The following is a 23,944-nucleotide window of genomic DNA, read 5'->3' as shown; positions in this document are numbered from 1 at the left end:
ATGTGACAGCAACATTACATAAACCGGACTCTTTGCGCACCCGCACCACGGCGCCCGGGACGCCCGGGGGCCCGGTTTTGCTGACCCCGGCGCCCATCACCCGTATAATCGCGCCGCATCGGACACCCCCGGCGAGGCCATTTTGACCCGACAACGCCTGCAGCACCTGAAACGCTGGCAACAGCGCCTGACCGCCTTCACCTGCGGCGTCGGGCATCTGTGCGCCTGGTTTTCCCTGGCCATGGTGCTGCTGATGGTGCTGGTGGTGGTGCTGCGCTACGGGTTCGGCATCGGCAATATCGCCCTTCAGGAGAGCCTCATTTATTTGCATGGCTCTCTGTTCATGCTGGGCGCCGCCTACGCCCTGGCCCTGGACGAGCATGTGCGGGTGGACGTGTTTTACCAGCATTTCAGCCCCCGCAAGCGGGCGCTGGTCAATGTGCTGGGCACGCTGTTCCTGCTGCTGCCGGTGTGCGCGGCGATCTTCGGACTGAGTTTTCAGTATGTGATGCGCAGCTGGGCCGGCCTGGAAAAGTCCGACAACGGCGGCCTGCCGCTGGTGTTCCTGCTCAAGAGCCTGCTGCTGGCGCTGCCGGCGCTGCTGACCCTGCAGGCCGCGGCGGAGCTGATCCGCCACGGCCTGACGCTGGCCGGCGCCACCCCGCCGCAAGAGGATCTTGAGGACGAGGGGGACGCATGGAGCTGATCCCCCTGCTGATGTTCGTGGCCGTGGGCGTGACCCTGCTGAGCGGCTACCCGGTGGCGTTCTGCCTGGGCGGCGTGGCGCTGATATTCGCCGCCGGCGGCCTGCTCGGCGGCAGCCTGAGCATGACCGACCTGACGTTCCTGCCCGGGCGACTGTTCGGCATCATCGAGAACACCAGCCTGATGGCGGTGCCGCTGTTCGTGTTCATGGGCGTGATGCTGGAGAAATCCCGGGTCGCCGAGCGCCTGCTGGCCAGCATGGGGCGCCTGCTGGCGGTGTTCCCCGGCGGCCTGGGCCTGGCCATCGTGCTGGTGGGTGCGCTGCTGGCCGCCAGCACCGGCATCGTCGGCGCCACCGTGGTGACCATGGGGCTGCTGTCGCTGCCCACCATGTTGCGCCACGGCTATAACCCGGGCCTGGCCACCGGCCTGATCTGCGCCACCGGCACCCTGGGGCAGATCATTCCGCCGTCCATCGCCCTGGTGCTGCTCGGCGACGTGCTCTCCACCGCCTACCAGGAAGCCCAATTGCGCCAGGGCCTGTGGTCGCTGGACACGGTGTCGGTGGGGGATCTGTTTGTCGGCGCGCTGGTACCGGGCCTGATTCTGGTCGGCATGTACCTGCTCTACGTGGTGGTGATCAGCACCCTGCGGCCGGAGCAGGCGCCGGCCATGAAACGGGAAGACGCCAACATCGAAGGCGGCGCCGAGGCGGTGTCCCTGCTGGGCGGGTTGGTGGCGCCGCTGCTGCTGATCACCGCGGTGCTGGGCTCCATTCTCACCGGCCTGGCCACGGCCACGGAAGCGGCCGGCGTGGGCGCCTTCGGCGCCCTGCTGCTGGCCGCGTTCGGCCGCCATCTGGACCGGCACATCCTGCGCGAAACGGTGCGCAGCACCACCCGCGTCACCGCCATGGTGTTCATGATTCTGATCGGCGCCAGCCTGTTTTCGCTGGTGTTCCGCGCGTTCGGCGGCGACGAGACCGTGGAGCACCTGTTCGACGCCCTGCCCGGCGGCGTGCTGGGCGCCACCCTGGTGGTGATGCTGATCGTGTTTCTGCTCGGCTTTATCCTCGACTTTATGGAGATCACCTTCGTGGTGGTGCCGATCGTGGGGCCGGTGCTGCTGTCCATGGGCGTGGACCCGGTGTGGCTGGGGGTGATGATCGCGCTCAACCTGCAGACCTCGTTCCTGACGCCGCCGTTCGGCTTCGCGCTGTTCTATCTGCGCGGCGTGGCGCCGCCGGAAGTGCGCACCTCGCAGATCTATAAAGGCGTGATACCCTTCATCCTGATTCAATTGACGATGCTCGGCATCCTGGCGCTGTTCCCGGAACTGGCCACCTGGTTGCCGGGGCTTTTATATGGATAACAAGACATGACCAACGACGACATTCCCCAACCGCAGGGCACGCTGGCCCTGCAAACCATCGCCATGCCCGAGAACGCCAACTGGAACGGGGATATTTTCGGCGGCTGGCTGGTATCGCAGATGGACCTGGCCGGCGCGGTGACCGCGCGGGCGCGCGCCAAGGGCCGGGTCGCCACGGTGGCGATCGACTCCATGGCGTTTCTGCGGCCGGTGCCGGTGGGCGCGGTGGTGAGCTGCTACACGCGGATGCAGGACATCGGCCGCAGCTCCATGCAGATTCTGGTGGAAGTGTGGATCGTCGAGGATGAGGGCGGTCTGGCGAAGGTCACCGAGGGGCACTTCACGTTCGTCGCCATCGACGAGAACGGCCGCACCCGCTCGGTGCCCCGGGACTGAAACGCCGAAGGGCGCCTTACGGCGCCTTCTGGCCCAACACCGTGGAACGGACGTTAAGCGCGGACTGCTCGGCCACCGCGATGTACGGCATCACCGAATCCCGGAAGTCGCGATAGGACTCATAAATCCGCCGCGCCTGGTCGTTGCCGGCGACCAGATCCTCCACCGCCTCCTGGCTGGTTTTTTCCAGCGCCTCAAGCACCTCGTCCGGCAGCCGGCGCAGCTCGACGCCGTGCTCGTTCACCAGCTGCTTGAGCGCTTCCGCGTTGCGCGCGGTGAACTCGTCGTAGATGTGCTGGTTTTCCGCTTCGGCGGCGCTTTTGACGATGGCCTGCAAATCTTCCGGCAGCGCGTCCCACTTCTCCTTGTTGATCATCATCTCCAGCATGGCGCCGGGTTCCTGCCAACCGGGGTAGTAGTAGTACTTGGCCACTTTGTGCAGGCCGAAGGTCAGGTCGTTATAGGGGCCGACCCAGTCGGCGGCGTCCAGGGCGCCGGTCTGCATGGAGGTGAACACCTCACCGCCGGGCATCTGCACCGGGGTGGCGCCGATGCGCTGCATCACTTCGCCGGCCAGGCCGGGGGCGCGGATCTTGAGCCCTTTGATGTCTTCTAGGCTGTTGATCTCCTTACGGAACCAGCCGGCCATCTGGGTGCCGCTGTTACCGCACGGCAGCGGCTTGAGGCCGAACTCGCCGTACAACTCGTCCCACAGCTCCTGGCCGCCGCCGAAGTTGACCCAGCTGTTGAGCTCCTGGGCGGTGAGGCCGAACGGCACCGCGGTGAAGAAGGGCGTGGCCGGGTGCTTGCCTTTCCAGTAGTAGGAGGCGGAGTGGCCCATCTCGGCGCTGCCGTCGCGCACCGCGTCGAACACGCCCATGGCCGGCACCAGCTCGCCGGCGCCGTGCACCTTGATGGTCAGACGGCCGCCGGACATGGCGGTGACCCGTTCCGCGAAGCGGTTGGCGCCGGTGCCCAGGCCCGGGTAATTCTTCGGCCAGGCGGTGACCAGCTTCCACTCGCGGACTTCGTTATCGGCGGCTTTGGCCGGGGCGTTGTCGCCGCCGGCGGCCGGCTTGTTCTCGCTTTCGTTCTGGCCGCAACCGGCCAGCGCCGCGGCGCCCAGGCCGAGGCCCAGCGCGGAGACGAATTTACGACGATCCATGGAACTCTCCCGTTGGTTTTATTGTTAGTGGGCCGCCGGGCGGCCCTAGATCACATCGAGTCGGGCGTACTGGCTGACCAGCCATTTGGTGCCGACGCCGTCGAAGTTGATTTGCAGCCGCGCATTGGGCCCCTGGCCCTCGAAATGCAGCACCGTGCCCTCACCGAATTTGGGATGCAGGACGCGCGCCCCCAACACAATACCATTGGCGTCCTGCTGGCGCGGCCCCCCGCCACCGCCGCCCAGCGGACGGCTGAAGCCGGCCCGGGCGCGCACCTCTTCCACCAGCTCGGCGGGAATTTCGCGCAGGAAGCGGCTGGGCGGATTGAGCGTTTCGTTGCCGTACAGGCGCCGACTTTCCGCGTGGGTCAGGTAGAGCTCGCGCATTGCCCGGGTCAGCCCCACGTAACAGAGCCGGCGCTCTTCGGCGAGACGCACCGGATCGTCCGAGGACATCTGATGCGGGAACAGGCCCTCTTCCAGGCCGGTGATGAACACCACCGGAAATTCCAGCCCCTTGGCGGAGTGCAGGGTCATCATCTGCACCGCGTCCTCATGGGCATCGGCCTGGCCTTCGCCGGATTCCAGCGCGGCGTGGTCCAGGAAGGCGCTGAGCGGATCCTCCTCGCCCTCTTCGTCACCGAACTGGCGGGTGGCGGAAACCAGCTCGCGCAGGTTGTCCAGGCGCTGCTGGGCTTTTTCGCCCTTGTCCTGGCCGTGGTAATCCAGCAGGCCGCTGGCGGCGATCACGTGTTCGGTGGTTTCCGCCAGCCCTAACCCTTCGGTTTCCTCGGCCAGCTTGTCCACCAGCTTGAGGAAGGCGAGCAAGGCATTGCCGGCGCGGGCGGTGAGCAGCCGCTCGTTGATCAGCGCCGCCGCCGCGTCCCACAGCGGCACGCCGCGCTGGCGGGCCAGATCGCGGAGGATCTCCAGGGTCTTGGCGCCGATGCCCCGGGTGGGGGTGTTGACCACCCGCTCGAAGGCGGCGTCCGCCCGGCGGTTGTTGAGCAGGCGCAGGTAGGCCAAGGCGTTCTTGATCTCGGCGCGCTCGAAGAAGCGCTGGCCGCCGTAGATGCGGTACGGAATACCGGCCTGCAGAAAGGCCTCCTCCAGCACCCGGGACTGGGCGTTGGAGCGGTACAGCACCGCCATTTCCCGGCGCGCCATGCCCTGCTGGCCCAGGCTTTCCACCTTACCGGCGATAAAGCGCGCTTCGTCCACCTCGTTGAACCCGGCGTACAGGCGGATCGGCTCGCCGTCGCCGCCGTCGGTCCACAGCTCCTTGCCGAGCCGGTCACTGTTGACGCTGATCACCGCGTTGGCGGCGTTCAGAATGGTGCCGGTGGAGCGGTAGTTCTGCTCCAGGCGCACGGTACGGGTGTCGGGGAAGTCACGGCTGAACTTGTGGATGTTCTCGATCTTGGCGCCGCGCCAGCCGTAGATGGACTGGTCGTCGTCGCCGACGATGGTGGCGGCGTTGTCGTCGTTGGTGAGCAGCCGCAGCCAGGCGTACTGAATGGCGTTGGTGTCCTGGAACTCGTCCACCAGAATGTGCCGGAAGCGGCGCTGATAGTGCCCGCGCAGCTCGTCGTTGTCGCGGAACAGCTCCAGCACACGCAGCAGCATCTCGTTGAAGTCCACCAGGCCGCCCCGGGCGCAGGCTTCCTCGTAGGCCAGATAGATTTTCTGCATGGTCTGCAGAAACAGGTCGCCGCCGGCCACGTCCATATGCGCGGCGCGCAGGCCCTCGTCCTTCTGGCCGTTGATGAACCAGGTGGCCTGGCGCGCCGGCCAGCGCTGTTCGTCCAGCCCCAGCTCGCGGATCACCCGCTTGATCAGGCGCTGCTGATCGTCGGCGTCGATGATCTCGAAGTTCTGCGGCAGACCCGCTTCCTGCCAGTGCTGGCGCAGCAGGCGGTGGGCGATGCCGTGGAAGGTGCCCACCCACATGCCGCCGGCGGGCATGTCGAGCAGCTGCTCGATGCGGCCGCGCATTTCCGCCGCCGCCTTGTTGGTGAATGTCACGGCGAGAATACCGAACGGCGACGCCTGTTCGGTGGCGATCTGCCAGGCGATACGGTGCACCAGCACCCGGGTCTTGCCCGAGCCGGCACCGGCCAGCACCAGCAGGTGCCGGTCTTCGGCGGTCACCGCGTCGCGCTGAGCCGGGTTAAGGCCTTCAATAAGGGAAGTCACATCATCCATGGCGGCGGAGTTTACCAGAACCGCCGCTTTGGCGCGGCAGGTTGTGACGCAGCCCCGGTGATCCGGTTTCCCTTCGCGGTGGGGCTGGGTAAACTGCCAAAGAAAAAGCCGGGCGTCACTTATGCCTACGGGTTCCCGAGCCATACGCGGGAGCGACTTACTCACCGGCGCCCAAGGCTCCGAGCCTGGAATCTTTATCCGTGTCGACAGCATTCGAGTCACAACCAAGCAAGCAGCAGCAGGCCGTGACCCGCGCTCAATGCCAGCATCTCCTTTCCGGGATCAAAGGCATGAACGTGCTGGAAGGCCTGGCGGTGATCGCGGCGACCTGGGCTTACTGGGACTCGCCGGTGCCGCGCGCCACCTTGCTGGTGTGGGCACTGGCGGTCACCACGCTGATTCTTGCCCGGGTGAGCTGGCTGCTGTTGAGCCGGCCGCTGCGCAACGGCGACCGCGCCGATCTGCGCAAGGTGTCGGTGAGCGTGCTGGCCACCGCGGTGGCGATGGGCATCGGCGGCTTTCTGTTCAACCCCACGGACACCCTGCTCTCCGAGTCGATGCTCTACGCGCAGCTGACCATGAGCAGCCTGGGCACCGGCCTGAGCATCCTGGCGCTGTCGGCGTACAGCAGCCATTTGCCCACCGTGCTCATGTATCAGATTTGCCTGCTGGCGCCGTCGTGCGTGCAGCTGCTGCTGGCCAACGACAACGAGCCGGCCCTGGCGGCCATGCTGGTGGCCACCGGCGCCTTTCTGTTCGTCGCCGCCCGCCGCATCAATATGACCACGCACCAGGCCCTGGATCTGCAGATCAGCAACACCGCGCTGATTGACTACCTGGACCGGGCGCGGGCCAACGCCGAAGCGCTCAATGAAAAACTGGCCGACGAAATCATGGAACGCAAGGAGGCGCGCCGGCGCCTGCAGGAAGCCAACGACCGGCTGGAGTCCATGGTCAGCGACCGCACACGTGCCCTGGAGCAGGCCAACCGGGAATTAAGCGCCACCGGCGAGCGCCTGCAACTGGCGCTGGACGCCAGCAACATCGGGCTGTGGGACTGGAATCTGGTCACCGGCACCAATTACCACACCAACTTCGACCGGCTGCTGGGCTACGAAAGCGAGTATTTCAGAAACTTCTTCGGCGACCTGCAGCAACTGGTCCACCCGGACGATTTCCCCGCCATCCGCCGCGCCATGATCGCCCACTTCAAGGGCGAGACCGACCGTTACCACGCCATCTACCGGCTGCGCCACGCCGAGGGCCCCTGGTGCTGGATCGAGGACGAAGGCCGGGTGGTGGACTGGAACGACAAGGGCCGCGCCCTGCGCATGATCGGCACCCGCCGGGACATCACCGCCACCCGCGAAGCCCAGGAACAGCAGCGGCTGGCGGCGACGGTGTTCGAGAACGCCCCGGAAGGCATCTTCATTCTGAACCGCAACTTCCAGTTCCTGGCGGTGAACGCCCGCTTCGAGCAGATCACCGGCTACCCGGAGCAGGACGTGCTCGGCCGCACCATCGCCGACACCGACCACATCGACCGCAACCGCAGCACTTACCGCGCGATCACCCTGGCGCTGCGCCGCACCGGGTTCTGGGAAGGCGAGATCAACGAACGGCGGCGCAACGGCGAGCCCTTCCCGGAATGGCTGCAGATCAGCAGCGTGCTGGACGAGAAACAACGGGTGATCCGCTATGTGGGGATGCTGTCCGATCTTACCTCTCGCAAGGAAGCCGAGGAGCGGGTGCAGTTTCTCTCCAACTACGACCGCCTCACCGGCCTGCCCAACCGGGCGCTGTTCCGCGAACGCCTGCAGCGGGCGCTGACCCTGGCGCGGCTGAACCGGGAAAAAGCCGCGCTGCTGATGATCGACCTGGACCGCTTCAAGCCGATCAACGAAAGCCTCGGCCATGAGATCGGCGACCGCCTGCTGAAGCTGGCCGCGGAGCGCATCTGCCGGTGCGGCGTCAACGACGAAAACCTGGCCCGGGTGGGCGGCGACGAATTCACCCTGGTGCTGGAAAACTGCGGCGCCGAGGCGCAGATCGGCGTGCTCTGCCAGAAACTGATCAACATGATGAAAAAGCCGTTCCTGATCGACGGCCATGAACTGCTGCTGGGCGCCAGCATCGGCATCAGCGTGTTCCCCAACCCGGGCCAGGAAGCCCAGTCGATGATCAACCAGGCGGAAATGGCGGTGCACCAGGCGAAACGCAGCGGCGGCAATAATTTCCAGTTCTACCGTACCGGCATGCAGATGGCGTCGGTGGAACAGCTGGCGCTGGAGACCAGCCTGCGCAAGGCGATCTTCAAGAACGAATTCGTGGTCCACTACCAGCCCAAGATGGACCTGGCGGACAGCCGCATCTCATCGGTGGAAGCGCTGGTGCGCTGGCAGCACCCGACCATGGGCCTGCTGGCGCCGTCCGAGTTCATTCCCCTGGCGGAAGAATCCGGCCTGATTTCCGCGATCGGCGAGCTGGTGCTGGAGCGCGCCTGCCGTCAGGCGCGGCAGTGGCTGGATCGGGGGCTGGGCGATATCCGCGTGTCGGTGAACCTGTCCGCCCATCAGTTCCGCAAAGGCAACCTGGCGGACGTGGTGGACCGCATCCTGGCGCTCACCGGCCTGCCGGCGGAACTGCTGGAACTGGAGCTCACAGAGAGCCTGATCATGGAAGACATGGACCAGAACATCGCCCTGCTGGAGCGGCTGCGCGCCCGCGGCGTGGGCCTGTCCCTGGACGACTTCGGCACCGGCTATTCATCGCTTAACTACCTGAAGCGGTTCCCGGTGGATACGCTCAAGATCGACCGCACCTTCATCACCGACCTGGCGGACAACCCGGACGACGCGGCCATCACCCGGGCCATCATCGAGATGGCGCACAGCCTGACCATGAGCGTGGTGGCGGAAGGGGTGGAAACCGATCAGCACCTGAACATCCTGCGCGAAATGGGCTGCGACAGCATTCAGGGTTACCTGATCAGCCGGCCGGTGCCGGAGGATCAACTGCACGACATCCTGGCGCTGCAGCAACAGGGCCAGGCCGGGGACGGCCCCGCCTGACCCTCCGCTTGCCGGCTATTGGTCGAGAATCGCCAGGGTCTCCGGCTTCTCGAAAAACGGCGCCAGATGACGGCGCAGCCAGGCGTCCAGCAGGCCACGCTCGCGCAGCAGCCGCAGCACCGGCGGCGCGAAACGGCGGGCGTCATCGAGCAGGTCGTCGCGGGCGATGCCCACTTCGTCGATCAGGTCGCGCAGGGTGGTGTCGCCGTACTTTTCGAAGAAGGCATTGATGCCGGTGTCCAGCATGGTGGCGAAGTAATCGCTGTGCCGGAACTCCCGCCAGAAGTCATAGCCGATCACGAACAGTTCCTGGATGTCCTCGCTGCTGAGCAGCTCGCGCAACTCGGTCACCGGGCGCTCGGCGAAGTCCTGCCAGGCCACCAGCACCAGTTCGCGCAGCTCGCCCAGGTTATCGTCGCTGTACAGCCAGGGGTCGGACAGCAGCGCCTCGGTGCGCTCCAGCAGCCACTCCTGCAGACGCATTTCCAGGCTGGCCCGCCAGCGCGGCGGCAACCGCCGCCCCACCAGGCCCCGCAGGCTTTCCGGGATGCCCTGGTGCAGCCAGGTCTTGAGGCCCAGATGGGCGCCGCCGGCCAGCAGCGCCAGCAACACCGGGTTGCTGCTCAGCCAGCCCACGCCCCGCCGGGACAGCGGGATCTCCAGCACCTTGTCGACCAGCGCCGCCACGGTGCTCTCGTCCACCAGCTCGCCGACCCGGCGCTCTCCCTGGATACCGTGGTTATAGAGACGGTCCACCATCTCGCCCACCAGCTCCGGAATGCCGCCGCCCAGCTCCATCTGCACCGCGTATTTGCGCACCGTGACGCCGATCTGCTCGGCGGTCACCGCTTCATTCAGGCGCACCGTGTCGGCCTGAGCCAGCAGAGCGTCCAGCTCCTGTTCCAGCCAGTCGTCCAGGCGGTCCGGGTCGAGGGACTCGCTGAGATGGGCGATCAGCGCCTCAAGTAAACGATTTGCCTTTTCTTGTTTATTTGCCGTCACGACATGCCTTCCTTAACCAAGGGCCACTTGCCCACTGCGCGGGCGAATGTATCATCGTTCAATGTAACAATCATCAGAGGTACTTAACCATGGCGATCAACATACTGCCCACCCGCCGGAACCTGCGCTTCAAGCTGAACCCCAGCAAAGCGCTGACCTGGCACCAGGACGGGCGCAACGTGAGCCAGTTTCTCAATACCCTGAGCCTGTTTTTCCCGGTTGGCGAACGCTTCTTTATCGACAGCGTGCGCCACTATCGCGATGTCGTCCAGGACCCGGAACTGAAGAAGGCGGTGACCGCCTTTATTGGCCAGGAAGCCATGCACGGCCGCGAGCACGAAGAGTACAACGGCTTCGTCAATGAGGCCGGCGTGCCCATCGAAGCCCAGGAGCAGCTGGTCGACAATCTGCTCAAGGCGGTGCAGAAATACACCCCGGCGTCCTTCCAGCTGGCCGGCACCGTGGCCCTGGAGCACCTCACCGCGATCCTCGCCGACGGCCTGCTCAGCCTGCCGGAGATCATGGAAGGTTCCGACGAGGGCTACCGCGCCCTGTGGAACTGGCACGCCCTGGAAGAGACCGAGCATAAAGCGGTGGCGTTCGATGTCTACCGGCTGGCGGTGGGCGGTGACGACCAGGTCGGCGCCTACGCCATGCGCAGCTTCGCGCTGGTGTTCTCCACCAGTGTGTTCTTCGCCCTGTTCCTGCCGTTCTACCTGCACAACGTGCGCGTCAGCGGCGGCCTGTTCGACGGCAAGGGCTGGCGCGCGGTCGCGCGGCACACCCTGGGCAAGAAAGGCATCTTCCGCTACACCGCCAGGGCCTGGCTGGACTGGTTCAAGCCCGGCTTCCATCCGTGGGACCACGACAACCGTGAGTTCCTGGAGCAGTTCGACGAGCTGGTGGCCCACGCTCTGGAAGAGGCGGCCTGACCGCCTCACCCCCCTCTGACTTCCCGGATCGCGACGCGATCATTCCTCAAGCCGGCTCCCCGCCGGCTTTTTTTTGCGCCGTTCTCCAGGGGTGGGCTCTTTGGATGTTCGGTGCTCCGAATCCGGGACGCGGTGCAATGGTGGTGCCTTCCGGGACCGCTCAAGCCATCCATGGCCGCTGTTAGTTTGGCCCTCCCTGGCCAAACAGCTCCCTCCAGGCACCACCATTGCCCCGCTCACTTGGCAGCGTCACCGCCACGGGTCAGATCCACCCTCTCAGAGAAAGAGCCAGGCCTTTGAATTTTCCAAGGAGCGCCGGGATCTCTGGAGAAAAAGGTCTCTGGTATCCCGCCGGGTGGCTAGCGCCACCCTTTCGCGGGCAGGGCCCGCTCGCACAAGAGCGGGTTACTCGGAGCGGTCGGAGGACGTGCCGTCCTTTTGGGTGTCCACCACACGCTCGTCGCCGAGCATGCGCACGTTGGCCGGCGGCGCGTTGCCGTCCCGGTCCTCGCCGAAGTACAGCGTGGTGTGCGGGAACGGAATCTCGATGCCGGCCTTGTCGAAGTAGATCTTCACCAGACGGTTGTAGGCGCGGCCCACCGCCCACTGGTTGCCCGGGGTGGTCTTGATCACCACGCGGATGTTCACCGAGCTGTCGGCCAGCGCGGTGACGCCGGCCACCGTCATCGGCGCCAGGATGTTGTCCTTGTGCGGCCCCTCCTTGAGCTCCTCGAAGGCGGCCTCCAGCTGGACGATGGCATCGTCGATGCTCTCGCGGTAGCCGATGCCGTATTCGCCCACGTGGTTGCCGTATTCGCGGGTGAAGTTGGACACCGCGTCCACCGAGGAGAACGGCACGATGTGGTAGGTGCCGTACAGATCGCGCAGCGCCACGGAACGAATGCCGACGCGCTCCACGGTGCCGGAGTTGCTGCCGGCGGTGACGAAGTCGCCGGTGTTCATGGCGTTTTCGAGCTGAATGAAGACCCCGGTGATGACATCCTGGACCAGCTTCTGGGCACCGAAACCGATGGCCAGGCCGAGCACACCGGCGCCGGCGATCAGCGGGCCGATATTGATGCCGATTTCCGCCAGCACGATCATCAGCGTCATGATGATGATGGCGATGGCCAGCGTGGTGTGGAACAGGCCCATCAGGGTGTTGGCGCGGGCCACGGTGGCCGGGTCGGCGCCCTCGGCCGGGGTCAGCTTGTGCTCCAGCAGGCTGGCGATGCCGATCCAGATCGCCGCGGCGACGGCCAGGATCACCAGGATATGGATCACCACGCCGACGGTCTGGGCGCCCGCCGCGGTGGCGTACCAGGCGGCCAGATCGTACACCTCCCAGGCGTCCAGGGAGAGAATCACCACCAGCGCCAGAATCAGAGCGCGGATCACCTTGAGGCCGGTGGGCACATAGGTGTTCACCCGCGCCTGCAGACGCGGCAGCTTTTCGTTAACGCGGTCGGAAAGCTGGATTTCCTTACCGATCAGCTGCGTCAGCACCACCGACACCAGCAGGCCGACGCCGACGTAGATCAGCGTTTCCAGGGTCGCCATGGCGACGTAGGGCAGCGCCGTTTCCGGGTTGATCACGGTGACCGCGAACACCATCAGCGCGTAGGCCAGCGCGGCCAGGTGCCAGAGGCGGGCGCTGACGCCCAGGGCGAGCCGGCCGGGGCCGGTGGTCGCCTCGGCTTTGTCGAGCAGCCGGTCACGGATCACGGTGCGCTTCTTGAGGATCACCGCCACCGCATAGAGCAGAGCCAGCAGCATCACCAGGGTGCCCACGGCGGTGCCCAGTACCGGGGACATGTGGAAATTCAGAATCGGCACCAGCACCAGCATGCCGTAGCCGATAAAGCCGGTCAGATTGGCCAGGAAACGGTTGGCGTAGCGGGCCTGGCCGGCGCCCACCGGGATCAGCCGCAGGCCTTCATAGCCGGAGGAGAACATCATCCGCAGGGCGGCCTTGACCAGTTCCACCACCAGGAAGGCGTTCAGGAACAGGGCCAGGCGGGTGGCGTCGGCATTGACTTCGTTCACCAGCAGGGAGGACACAAAGCCGCCGGCCACGTAGGCCAGCGCCACCACGATCACGTCCACCAGGGCGGCCACCGCCACGGCGACGATAGTGCGCAGCATGGCGAACTTTTCCGAGCCGCGCTGGGCCCAGGCGCTGAACGACCGGAAAGCCGGCGAGGCGATGGCGCGCAATACGAAGAACACCACGAAGGTGGCGATCACCAGAATCGCCAGATTGACCGCCGCGGCGCCCACTTCCTGCAGGTTCACCTCAGCGGCCACCGCCTCGTCGGCCTGCGCCTGACCGGCGCCCACCAGACCACCCAGGGCGGCCCCGAGAGCGGCGAACTGGTCACCCATATTGGCGGCCAGATTCCCGGTGGTGGCGGCCATGCGGCGGGCGAACGACACCTCTTCGGGCTGTTGGTCGCTGGGCGACTCCGCGGCAATCCGTTCCGCGGGGACCGCGCTGTCCTCCTCGACGTTGGCGCGGGCGGCCTGCAGGGCCCGCAGCTCCTCGATCAGAGCGTTGCGCGAGGATTCGTCCTCGATCAGATCCGCCAGGGTACCGTAGGCGGGATCGCTCTCCGCGCCCGCCTCCTGGGCGAAAGACGGTGCCGCCACCAGCAGCATCACCAGGGACAACAGGCCGGCAAGGGCCGTGGACGTGAGACGGTGTAAAGGCACGCTCTCCTCCTTTTCAATCAGTGCGCAGGGCCACCGTACGCTAAAGGGTCGCACGGCATTAATGCGTGAAGACTACGACAAGACGGCGCTCGATTCGACGGCGCCGGCGGGGTTATAACAAGAAATCAACGAGATTGACCCAAACTACGCGGCAAACCGGTCAGGCGGCCAACGGCGTGGTTTGACTGTTACATCAAACGGTGTAAACGTTCTTCCCAAAGCGGATTCGACGAGAGACAGACGCATGGAACAGTGGCATCACCGTACCGTGATTCGGGACGGCATCAACCTGGCGACCCGGCGGCGGGGCAACCCGGACGGCCCGGCGGTGCTGTTCGTCCACGGCTACCCGGATAACGGCGACGTCTGGGACGCGGTGGCGGAAGCCCTCGGCGACGACTACCACCTGATCACCTATGACGTACGCGGCGCCGGCGCCTCGTCCTCGCCGCGCGGCCGCCAGGCCTACCGCCTGGAAGAACTGCGCGACGATCTGTTCGCGGTGATCGATGCCCTGAGCCCGGGCCGGCCGGTGCACCTGGTGGGCCACGACTGGGGCTCGATCCAGGCCTGGGAAGCGGTCACCGAGCCGGGGGCGGAAAAGCGCATCGCCTCCTACACCAGCCTGTCCGGGCCCTGCCTGGATCATATCGGCCACAACCTGCGCGCCACCGGCGCCGGTGATCTGGCGGCAAGCCTGCGGCAGCTGGCGAAAAGCTGGTATATCGGTGCCTTCCATATTCCCGCCCTGGCGCCAATGGCCTGGAAACTGGGTCTCGGTGACGCCTGGCCCGACCTGTTGCGGCGCACCGAAGGCCTGAGCGCGCCGGTCAGCGCCACCCAGACCCGTGACGGCGCCCAGGGCGTGGCGCTCTACCGCGCCAACATGCTGCCGCGCCTGCTGAATCCCCGGGAGCGACGCACCACGGTGCCGGTGCAGCTGCTGGTGGCGCGCCGCGACCGCTATGTGGGGCCGGCGCTGCTGGACAGCGTGCCGCCCTGGACCGGCCAGTTGTGGCGCCGGGAACTGAACACCGGCCACTGGGGCCCGTTGCTGGGCCACGCACCGCTGACCGCCCGCTATCTGAAAGCCTTTATCGAGCATATTGAAGGGGCGCCGGCGGACGCGGCCCTGCAGCGGGCCCGGGTGACCGCCGCCGACGGACCGGACAGCGGCAAGCTGGTGGTGATCACCGGCGCCGGTTCCGGCATCGGCGAGCAAACGGCGCTGGCGTTCGGCGCCCGGGGCGCCACCGTGCTGTGCACCGACATTGATCCGGATTCCGCCGCGCGCACCGCGCGCAAAATCCAGGACGCCGGCGGCCAGGCCCTGAGCCGCAAGACCGACGTCGGCAACAGCCGCTCCATGGAGGCGCTGGCGCGCTACGTGGACAAGGAGCTGGGCGCCCCGGACGTGGTCGTCAATAACGCCGGCATCGGCCTGGCCGGCCCGCTGCTGGACACCACCGTGCAGGACTGGAAGCAGGTGCTGGACGTGAACCTGTGGGGCGTGATCCACGGCTGCCGGCTGTTCGCCCGGCAGATGGTGGACCAGGCCAAGAGCGGCCATATCGTCAACGTCTCTTCGGCGTCCGCCTATCTGCCGTCCCGGGCGCTGCCGGCCTACGCCACCAGCAAATCCGCAGTGCTGATGCTCACCGAGTGCCTGCGCGCGGAACTGGCGGACCAGGGCATCGGTGTGTCGGCGATCTGCCCCGGCATCATTGATACACCGATCACCGGCCGGGCCCGCTTCGTCGGTGTCGACGACGACGAGCAGAGCCGCCGCCGCGACGCCGCCCAACGGCTTTATCATAAGCGCGGCTTCACCGCCGACCGGGTGGCCCGTGCCATCGTCGACGCGGTGCAGGGCAACCGCGCCGAGGTGCCGGTGAGCGTGGAGGCCAGCGGCATGCGTCTGATCGGTCGCTGGGCGCCGGGCCTGGCGCGCCGGCTGGCCCGTCTGGACGTGGCGCCGTGATCCGCTTCGCCGCCATCCGTGGCACCGGGGCACCAACCGGTCTATCATCGCGCTCATGAGTTCTTCACGGAAATCCCCGGCGGCGATTCTGCGCCGCCTCAAGCAAAGCGCGCCCGACGGTAAAGGCGAACTCCCGGAGCTGGAAAAGCGCCAGGAGTTCACCATCGACCAGCTGGCCCGCGAAGCCGGCTCCACGGTGCGCAACGTGCGCGCCTACCAGGACCGGGGTTTGCTGCCTCCGCCGGAAAAGCGCGGCCGTACCGGCATCTATACCGATGTGCATCTGGCCCGCCTGAAGATCATCGGCGCGCTGCTGGAGCGCGGCTACACGCTCAACAATATCCGCGATCTGCTCAACGCCTGGGAACAGGGCCGCGACCTGAACGATATTCTCGGGCTGGAAGTGGCGGTGACCTCCTGGCAGAACCCGGAGGTGCCCTCCTACAAGGACTATCAGGACCTGATCGATGATTTCGGCGAGGACATCACCCCCGAGGTGATGACCAAGGCGGTATCACTGGGCTACATGATCCCCGAGGGCATGCGCCTGCGCGTGCCCTACCCGCGCATCTACAACGCCGGCAAGGAGCTGGTGGAAAACGGCGTGCCCCTGGACGCGGTGCTCACCCATGTGCGGCTGGTGCGCCAGGAAGTGGACAAGCTCGCCGAGCGCTTTATCGACATGATCGTCGAGCACCTGGTGGACGAGAAGTACGGCCCCAACAGCCTGCCCGAAGGCGAGGACGTGGCGCGCCTGGCGGAGTTCATCACCCGGATCCGCCCGCTCGCCGAGGCGGTGGTCAACGACGAGCTGGGCCGGGTGCTGGAGAAAAGCATCAACAAGGTGCTGGTGGACCGGCTGGAGAATGTGCTGGCCCACCTGGAAAAGCACCACTGAGATTGGTTCGAGCGGGCCTTGTGGGAGCGGGCCACGCCCGCGAAAGGGCGCTTCGCGCCCGGCAGGATTCCAGAGAGGTTTGGGATTCCGTTTAGAGAGACCTCTGGTATCCCGCCGGCAAGCTTTGCTTGCCTTTCGCGGGCGTGGCCCGCTCCCACCATTATTGAGCGATCACTTGATCACGGATCGAGGGCTTGATGTTGGCCCGGCTCATGTCGCCGTCGTAGTGCGCCACCACGCGGTGGTCCATCACCCGGAACCACAGTGGCGGTATCCAGGCCAGCACAATCATCGAGGCGTAGCCGCCGGGCAGCTGCGGTGATTCGTCGAAGTGCCGCAGGGCCTGGTAGCTGCGCGTCGGGTAGGCGTGGTGGTCGGAGTGGCGCTGCAGCTGATACAGAAAGATGTTGGTGACCCGGCGGTTGGAGTTCCAGGAGTGCTCCGGCCGGCACCGTTCGTAGCGTCCGTTTTCCTTCTTCTGCCGCAGCAGGCCGTAGTGCTCCAGGTAGTTCACCACCTCCAGCAACTGGAAACCGAACAGGCTCTGGATAATCAGGAACGGCAGCACCGCCCAGCCCAGCCAGACGATCAGCGCGCCCCATAACAGCACCGACAGGCCCCAGGCCTGCAGGTTGTCGTTGCGCCAGTGCCACACCGATTTGCCCTGGCGCTCCAGGCGCTGCTTTTCCAGGTGCCAGGCGGATTTCAGGCTGCCCAGCACGGTGCGCGGCAGAAACTCCCAGAAGGTTTCCCCGAAGCGGGACGAGGCCGGGTCCTCCGGCGTGGACACCCGCACATGATGGCCGCGGTTGTGCTCGACGAAGAAGTGCCCGTAGAACACCGGCGCCAGCGCCAGTTTGGCCAGCCACTTCTCCAGGCGGTCGTTCTTGTGGCCGAGCTCGTGGCCGGTATTGATGGCGATGCCGGTGGCGCAGCCGGTGGAGATCGCCAGCCCCAGGTAGCTGTACCAGGGCAGGGCCCAGGTGCCGGCCACCCAGGCGGCGTAGACGAAAGCGCCGTACAGCATCGGCACCGAGATATAGACCGCATAGCGGTAATAGCGGTCGTTCTCCAGCTCGCTGACCCGGTCTTCCGGCGGGTTGGCGGTTTCCTCGCCAAGGATCACGTCGAACAGGGGAATCACCCCGAACACGAACAGAAACCCGAACCACCACATCACCGGCCAACCGGTGAGCTGGACCATCTGCACCGCGCCCACCGGCAACAGCATGGTGAGGGTGCTCAGTAACCACCAATAACGGCGGGTGTCCCGCCATTCCGTATTCATCGCCGCCGTATTCATGTTGTTATCCTCCTGGCCGGCCTCTGGTTATTTCATCATCAAACCCGCCATTGAACACTGTCAATATGAAAGCCGTTGCTTTTTAACCGGCGGGTAGCATTTCGCTGGCTTTTTGTAGCTTCGCCTCCCGCGACTTGAACCATCGTGCCAATCTGGCGATGAACCCCTACACCCCATAAAACAATAACCGGGAGGCGGTATGATTCATCGACTGATGCTCAGCGTGTTGCTGGCCCTTTTTCTCAGTGCCTGCGGAGGCGGCGGCGGCAGCAACGGCGGCGGCGCCCCCAGCCCCAATAACCCGGCGCCACCGCCGGAGCCGGAACCCGAAGAACCCGCCGAGCCCACCCTGCCCGAGCAGCGCCCTTCCCAGGTCAGCGCGCCGTTCGCCGACTACGGCCGGGTGCTCAATGTGCTGCCGCCCGGCCAGGACGACAACGGCGGCCTGAGCAACCTGACCGCCGACATTCCCGGCCTCTCCGACCTGATCAGCACGCTGCTCGATGACCTGGTGGCGGAAACCGGCCTGGTGCCGGCGCTCAGTAAAGAGCCGCACTTCGACGACCAGCTGGACCTGTACGACGCGCTGGTGCGCAGCCCCGAAAACCTCACCGACGGCGAGCTCGGCGACTACTTCAAGGACGCGCCGCTGCTGGCACCGGACGCCGGCGACTGGGAAAGCGAGATCACGGTGGCGGCGGGCAACCGCAGCGTGGCGATCAAGCGCGATCGCTTCGGCGTGCCGCATATCTTCGGCGACAGCCGCCCCGACGCCCTGTTCGGCACCGGCTACGTGACCGCCGCCGACCGCCTGTTCCTGCTCGACGTGCTGCGCCGCGCCGGACGCGGCGAACTGTCGAAGTTCCTCGGCCCGGCGGACTTCTCCTTCGACCGGGACATCGCCGTGGACGCGCCCTACCGGGAGGAAGACCGCACCGAACAGATCGCCAACGCCATCGCCCGCTTCGGCGACGACGGCGCGCAGATCTACCAGGACGCCGTCCACTATGTGGCCGGCCTCAACAAGTACGTGGAAGACGTGCAAAGCGGCCTGCTCAAGGCACCCATCGAATACGTGGGCCTGGGCGTGCAACTGGAGCCCTTCGTGATCGAGGACGTGGTGGCCATCGCCACCCTGATCCAGGGCATCTTCGCCGGCGGCGGCGGCGGCGAGCACGACAACGTGCTGCTGCTTCAGGCGCTGCGCGAGCAGACCGGCTCCGACCAGGCCGCCTGTGAACTGTGGCGCGACCTGCGCCACGCCACCGAAGGTGAATCCTCGGTGACCACCGAGCGGCGCTTCGCCACCCAGTCGCCGCCGGAGATCGACGAGACGCTGTGTCCGCTGTCCGGCGAACTGGCCGGCCGCTTCCCGGGCGCGGTGCTGTTCGACGCCGGCTCCTTCCAGAGCTACCAGCCGCTGACCACCGAGCCCTGCGGCCGCCCGGGCCAGCCCACCTGCCCCACGGCGGTGGGTAATGTGCCGGCCCTGCCGGGCACCGGCGCCGTGGGCGGCTTGCTGGACGCGGTCGGTGAGTTGCTCGGCGGCCTGCTGTCACTGGCGTCGTCCGACCTGCCGGACGGCGAACCGACCCTGGCGGCCCGCTGGGCGCGGGTCACCATCGAGTTCGATGAACTGTGGCGCGACACCCCCGAGCCCACCGCCCTGCCCGGCACGCTGAGCGACGCCCAGCGGCTCGCGGTGCGCGAGCGGGTGGGCCAGCTGGCCAAAGGCGTGGCGGGCCTGCGCGACGGCTTCCCCAACGCCATCTCCAACGCCCTGCTGCTCAACGGCGAACACAGCGCCAGCGGCCGGCCGCTGGCGGTATTCGGCCCGCAAACCAGCTACTTCGTGCCCCAGTTGCTGCTGGAAATGTCGGTGCACGGCGGCGACATCAACAGCCGCGGCATGACCTTCACCGGCCTGCCCTATGTGGTGATCGGGCGCGGCCCGGATTTCGCCTGGAGCGCCACCTCCGGCAGCTCGGACCTCACCGACGTGCGCGTGGTGCGCCTGTGCCAGCCCGCCGAGGCGCCGGCCCACGGCGAAGGCGGCTACCAGGTGGGCGGCCAGTGCCGGCCCTTCGATGTGATCGACGAGACCTGGGCGGCGCGCTGGAACCTGGCGGTGCCCACCGACGACCCGGCCACCATCGGCCAGAACGTGGCGGTGCAGCGCCGCGTGATCCGCACCGCCGAGTACGGCCCGGTGATCGGCTTCGCCGCCGTGGGCGGCCAGCCGGTGGCGCTGACCCGCCAGCGCAGCACCTATTTCGCCGAGCTGGATACCGCGCTGCCGTTCCTGCAGGCGACCCGCAACGACGTCCACGACGTGCGCAGCTTCCAGGAGGTGTTCAACAACACCACCGGCAGTTTCAACTGGTTCTACATCGACGACCGCGACATCGCCTTTTTCCATTCCGGCCTCTATCCGCGCCGTGCCGCCGGGGTACACCCGGAGCTGCCCAGCTGGGGCAACGGCCAGTTCGACTGGCAGGGCTTCATCGACCTGGAGGCGCACCCCAACGACGCCAACCCGGAGCGCGGCTACCTGGCCAGCTGGAACAACCGCCCGGCCCGCGACTGGTGGGCCGCCGACGCCAACGCCACCTACAGCTCCGCCCACCGCAACGACATGCTAGACGTGCGCCTGCGGGATCTGGTGCAACAGGGCAACGTGACCCGCGCCAACATGGTCGAGGCCATGGGCGACGCGGCGGTGGTCGATCTGCGCGGCCAGGAGGTGCTGCCCAAGGCCCTGGCGCTGCTGCAAAGCACGCCGGTCACCGGCGACGAGGCCTCGGTGGTGGAGATGATGCAGGCCTGGGTGGACGGCGGCGCCTACCGGCGCGACCGGGACGGCGACGGCGAATACGACGCCCAGGCGGAAGTGGCGCTGATGGACGCCTGGTACACCCGCATGATCGAGACGCTGCTGCCGCAGGTCACCGCTCTGGAAGACACGACGGCCGGCAATGTGTCGCTGGTGGGCCGCGACAATGCGCCCGGCGCCGGCGGCTCGGCCTACCAGAACGGCTACTACGGCTACCTGGAGCGGGTGCTGGAACAGGCCCTGGGCGACAGCGCACGGCCCTACCAGCGGCTGCGCTGCGCGGACAGCGACCGCGCCGAGGTCTGCCGCGCCGCCCTGGCGGAAAGCCTGACGCTGGCCCTGGACGATCTCGGCGGCCTGGCGAACAGGGACAACTGGGACGTGGACGAAAGCCTGGACGCCATCCAGCACCGCGCCATCGGGCTCTCCTCGGTGCCGGCGATCCACTGGCAGAACCGCCCCACCTTCCAGCAGGTAGTGGAGTTCACCAACCACCGCTAAGCCCCGAGAAACAAAGGATGGTGGGAGCGGGCCTTGCCCGCGAAAGGGAGCGAAGCTCCCGGCAGGATTCCAGAGACGCTGTTGGTACGCGTTAGAAAAGTCTCTGGGATCCTACCGGCCGGCTTCGCCGGCCTTTCGCGGGCTAGGCCCGCTCCTACAAAGACCGCTTCGTAGAAAGGTTGGGACGGTGTTATGTCTCGTGGCGGGAGAGTACTCTTTCACCATTAATAACCCGTGGAGCGATGGCTATGCGTTGGATGATCTACGGTGCCAATGGCTACACCGGCGAGCTGATCGCCCGCAATGCCCGTGGCCAGGGACTGAAGCCGATCCTGGCCGGCCGCCGGGAGGCCAAGGTGGCGCCGCTCGCCGAGCAGGAGGGGCTGGAGTACCGGGTGTTTTCCCTGGACGACCCGGACACCCTGGCGGACGAGCTGGCCGACGTGGATCTGGTGCTGCACTGCGCCGGCCCGTTTTCGCGCACCAGCCGGGCGATGCTGGAAGGTTGTCTCAAGGCGCGCACCCACTATCTGGATATCACCGGCGAAGTGGCGGTGTTCGAGCATGTGTTCGCCCAGGCGGCGCGCGTCGAGCAGGCCGGCATCATCGCCTGCCCGGGGGTCGGTTTCGATGTGATTCCCACCGATTGCGTGGCCGCCCGCCTCAAGGAAGCCCTGCCCGATGCCCGCGAGCTGTCGCTGGGCTTCTCCACTCGCTCGGGCCTGTCCCCCGGCACCGCCAAAACCCTGGTGGAAGGCCTCGCCGACGGCGGCCGCGCCCGTATCAAGGGGCAACTCGCCGAGGTGCCGCTGGGCTGGAAGGTACGGCGCATTGATTTCGGCGCCGGCCCGCAGTGGGCCATGACCATCCCCTGGGGCGACGTGACCACCGCCTGGCAGAGCACCGGGATTGAAAACATTCAGGTGTTCGTGCCGGCGCCGCGCTGGCTGATCTGGGCCGCCAAGGCCGGCAACGTGACCCGACCGCTGATGTCGCTGCCGGTGATTCAGGGCTATTTGAAGTCGCTGGTGGACCGTCGCGTGAAAGGGCCGGACGAGCAAACCCGCGCCCGCCTGACCACCCACGTCTGGGGCGAGGCGCGTAACGGCGCCGGCGAACAGCGGGTGATCCGGCTGCGCACCGCCAACGGCTACGCGCTGACCGTGGACGGCGCCCTGGCGGTGCGGCGCTTTATCGAGGAACAGGCACCCGCCCCCGGCTGCTATACGCCCTCGAAACTCTGCGGCGCTCAACTGGTGGAGGAGCTGCCGGGATCCGGGCACTTCGAAGTAAGTGAGTGCTGACACTCGCCGGCCATGATGCACACCGCTTATGCCGTTCGATGATTCTTATGCATTTGTTTAATTGACGGGCCGGCGTTAGCGTGTCCGTTTCACTGAGCTATTTTTATAACAGGCACTATTCGGGAGATAAGCATGCGCGCCATTCTCTGCAAGGAACTGGGGCCGGCGGACAAGCTGGTGATCGAGGACGTACCGTCACCCCAGGTGAGCGGTGACGGGGTCAAAGTGAAAGTGAAGGCGGCCGGCCTGAACTTTCCCGACACCCTGATTATTGAAGGCAAGTACCAGATCAAACCGGAGCTGCCGTTCTCACCGGGCGGCGAAATGGCCGGCGAGATCATCGAGGTGGGTCCGGACGTGAAAAACCTGAAGCCCGGCATGCGGGTGATGGGCCTGACCGGCTACGGCTCCTTCGCCGAGGAGATGGTGATCGGCGAAAGCCGCGTGATCCCGGTGCCCGACGGCATGAAGGACGAAACCGCCGCCGCCTTCAGCATGGTCTACGGCACCAGCTATCACGCCCTCAAGCAGCGCGCCAACATTCAGCCCGGCGAGACCCTGCTGGTGCTGGGCGCCAGCGGCGGCGTGGGCCTGGCCGCGGTGGAGCTGGGCAAGGCCATGGGCGCCAAGGTGATCGCCGCCGCCAGCAGCGACGACAAGCTGCAGGTGGCCAAGGAAGCCGGCGCCGACGACCTGATCAACTACACCGACGAAGACCTCAAGGAAGCGCTCAAGAGCCGCTACCCGCAGGGCATCGACGTGATCTACGACCCGGTGGGCGACCGCTTCACCGAGCCGGCGTTGCGCAACATGGCCTGGAACGGCCGCTTCCTGATCGTCGGCTTCGCCGCCGGCGAGATTCCCAAGATCCCCGCCAACCTGACCCTGCTCAAGGGCTGCAGCGTGGTGGGCGTGTTCTGGGGCGCCTTCACCGCCAAGGAGCCGAAAGCGCACATCCAGAACGTGAAGGAACTGATGCAGCTGTTCGCCGAAGGCAAGATCAACCCGCGCGTCAGCGAGGTGTTCCCCTTCGAGCAGTACGAAGACGCCCTGGCGGCGCTGAGCTCGCGCCGCGCCAAGGGCAAGGTGGTTCTCAAGGTCAGCGACTAAGTCGCTGCCGGAGCCCCGCCACTCTGGTCGCTGATCTTGCCGGGCGCGCCCTCCAGCAGGGCCGCCCGCAGATCATCGGGCACCGTGGTTTTCTGGAACGGTTCGGTGGTCATCAGCACATAGACCACTTCCGCCCGGCACAGTGTGGTGCCGTCTTCCGCCTTCACCAGTTCGTGTTCCAGCGTGAACGAGCTGTTGCCTACCTTGAGCGTGCGCACGTGCACGTCGATGACGTCGTCGAAGCGCGCCGGCGCCTGCCATTCCAGGGTCATTTTCACCACCTGGTTGTCCAGCCCCCGGGCCAGCAACGCCTTGTAGTCCCGCCCCAGGGAGCGCATGAACTCGGTCATCGCCAGGTCCACGTAGTCCGCGTAGCGGGCATTGAACACCACCAGTTGGGCATCGCATTCGTTGTAGCGGACCCGGAAACGGAAGCGGAAGCGCTCGCTCATGAA

Annotated in this window: 16 protein-coding genes; 10 read left to right on the top strand and 6 right to left on the bottom strand. The window is 66.4% G+C overall.

Annotation, left to right across the window (positions count from 1 at the left end; translation table 11 throughout):
* Nucleotides 1–142: 142 nt before the first annotated feature.
* Genes ISO4_RS04645 through ISO4_RS04635 form a run of 3 tightly spaced genes read left to right on the top strand, consistent with a single transcriptional unit; the run spans nucleotide 143 to nucleotide 2,472 of the window.
* The gene (locus tag ISO4_RS04645; protein WP_228547915.1) at nucleotides 143–706 is read left to right on the top strand and encodes a TRAP transporter small permease subunit; all 564 of its coding nucleotides are present in this window, start codon (nucleotides 143–145) and stop codon (nucleotides 704–706) included.
* Nucleotides 697–2,076: a TRAP transporter large permease gene (locus ISO4_RS04640; protein ID WP_194855316.1), complete on the top strand. Its 1,380-nt coding sequence runs from the start codon at nucleotides 697–699 to the stop codon at nucleotides 2,074–2,076. Before ISO4_RS04645 ends, ISO4_RS04640 begins: the two co-directional genes overlap by 10 nt.
* Nucleotides 2,077–2,082: 6 nt before the next feature.
* Nucleotides 2,083–2,472, top strand: a complete 390-nt coding sequence (locus ISO4_RS04635; RefSeq protein WP_067610440.1) for an acyl-CoA thioesterase — start codon at nucleotides 2,083–2,085, stop codon at nucleotides 2,470–2,472.
* A 16-nt stretch (nucleotides 2,473–2,488) separates the two neighbouring features.
* On the opposite strand, the gene ISO4_RS04630 is transcribed toward ISO4_RS04635, so the two are convergent.
* Nucleotides 2,489–3,637 carry a TRAP transporter substrate-binding protein gene (locus ISO4_RS04630; protein ID WP_194855315.1) on the bottom strand — a complete coding sequence of 383 codons (1,149 nt, stop codon included), beginning with the start codon at nucleotides 3,635–3,637 and terminating at the stop codon, nucleotides 2,489–2,491.
* A 45-nt stretch (nucleotides 3,638–3,682) separates the two neighbouring features.
* Entirely contained in the window at nucleotides 3,683–5,842 is a 2,160-nt protein-coding gene (gene uvrD, locus ISO4_RS04625) for a DNA helicase II (protein ID WP_142947702.1), read from the bottom strand.
* A gap of 290 nt (nucleotides 5,843–6,132) precedes the next feature.
* Between uvrD and ISO4_RS04620 the strand changes: the two genes are divergently transcribed.
* The gene (locus ISO4_RS04620; RefSeq protein ID WP_142947703.1) at nucleotides 6,133–8,913 is read left to right on the top strand and encodes a GGDEF domain-containing phosphodiesterase; all 2,781 of its coding nucleotides are present in this window, start codon (nucleotides 6,133–6,135) and stop codon (nucleotides 8,911–8,913) included.
* Between the two features lie 15 nt (nucleotides 8,914–8,928).
* On the opposite strand, the gene ISO4_RS04615 is transcribed toward ISO4_RS04620, so the two are convergent.
* Complete coding sequence (locus tag ISO4_RS04615; protein ID WP_194855314.1) at nucleotides 8,929–9,915, bottom strand: hypothetical protein; 987 nt, start codon at nucleotides 9,913–9,915, stop codon at nucleotides 8,929–8,931.
* An 89-nt stretch (nucleotides 9,916–10,004) separates the two neighbouring features.
* Here ISO4_RS04615 and ISO4_RS04610 point away from each other — a divergent pair, with 89 nt between their 5' ends.
* Nucleotides 10,005–10,847 (top strand): metal-dependent hydrolase, encoded by an 843-nt coding sequence (locus ISO4_RS04610; RefSeq protein ID WP_194855313.1) that lies wholly within the window; start codon nucleotides 10,005–10,007, stop codon nucleotides 10,845–10,847.
* Between the two features lie 405 nt (nucleotides 10,848–11,252).
* Here the strand turns inward: ISO4_RS04610 and ISO4_RS04605 are convergent, their stop codons facing one another.
* Nucleotides 11,253–13,559, bottom strand: a complete 2,307-nt coding sequence (locus ISO4_RS04605; protein WP_323745335.1) for a mechanosensitive ion channel domain-containing protein — start codon at nucleotides 13,557–13,559, stop codon at nucleotides 11,253–11,255.
* 244 nt (nucleotides 13,560–13,803) lie between these two features.
* Here ISO4_RS04605 and ISO4_RS04600 point away from each other — a divergent pair, with 244 nt between their 5' ends.
* Nucleotides 13,804–15,540: an SDR family oxidoreductase gene (locus ISO4_RS04600; RefSeq protein ID WP_194855312.1), complete on the top strand. Its 1,737-nt coding sequence runs from the start codon at nucleotides 13,804–13,806 to the stop codon at nucleotides 15,538–15,540.
* Between the two features lie 55 nt (nucleotides 15,541–15,595).
* Nucleotides 15,596–16,438 (top strand): MerR family transcriptional regulator, encoded by an 843-nt coding sequence (locus ISO4_RS04595; protein ID WP_194855311.1) that lies wholly within the window; start codon nucleotides 15,596–15,598, stop codon nucleotides 16,436–16,438.
* Between the two features lie 160 nt (nucleotides 16,439–16,598).
* Here the strand turns inward: ISO4_RS04595 and ISO4_RS04590 are convergent, their stop codons facing one another.
* Nucleotides 16,599–17,741 (bottom strand): alkane 1-monooxygenase, encoded by a 1,143-nt coding sequence (locus ISO4_RS04590; protein WP_194855310.1) that lies wholly within the window; start codon nucleotides 17,739–17,741, stop codon nucleotides 16,599–16,601.
* Between the two features lie 199 nt (nucleotides 17,742–17,940).
* On the opposite strand from ISO4_RS04590, the gene ISO4_RS04585 reads away from it, so the two are divergent.
* The 3 genes from ISO4_RS04585 (at nucleotide 17,941) to ISO4_RS04575 (ending at nucleotide 23,489) form a co-directional block, all read left to right on the top strand.
* Nucleotides 17,941–21,075 (top strand): penicillin acylase family protein, encoded by a 3,135-nt coding sequence (locus ISO4_RS04585; RefSeq protein ID WP_194855309.1) that lies wholly within the window; start codon nucleotides 17,941–17,943, stop codon nucleotides 21,073–21,075.
* Nucleotides 21,076–21,323: 248 nt separating this feature from the next.
* Nucleotides 21,324–22,379, top strand: coding sequence for a saccharopine dehydrogenase family protein (locus ISO4_RS04580; RefSeq protein WP_142948000.1), 1,056 nt, complete (start codon nucleotides 21,324–21,326; stop codon nucleotides 22,377–22,379).
* A 132-nt stretch (nucleotides 22,380–22,511) separates the two neighbouring features.
* Complete coding sequence (locus ISO4_RS04575; RefSeq protein WP_194855308.1) at nucleotides 22,512–23,489, top strand: NADPH:quinone oxidoreductase family protein; 978 nt, start codon at nucleotides 22,512–22,514, stop codon at nucleotides 23,487–23,489.
* Here the strand turns inward: ISO4_RS04575 and ISO4_RS04570 are convergent.
* Nucleotides 23,486–23,941, bottom strand: a complete 456-nt coding sequence (locus tag ISO4_RS04570) for an acyl-CoA thioesterase (RefSeq protein WP_194855307.1) — start codon at nucleotides 23,939–23,941, stop codon at nucleotides 23,486–23,488. The genes ISO4_RS04575 and ISO4_RS04570 overlap by 4 nt on opposite strands.
* Between the last annotated feature and the right edge of the window lie 3 nt (nucleotides 23,942–23,944).

Origin of the sequence: Alloalcanivorax venustensis ISO4 (assembly GCF_015356855.1) — a bacterium.
Classification (GTDB): Bacteria; Pseudomonadota; Gammaproteobacteria; order Pseudomonadales; family Alcanivoracaceae; genus Alloalcanivorax; species Alloalcanivorax venustensis.
This window is presented reverse-complemented; position numbering and strand designations above follow the sequence as displayed.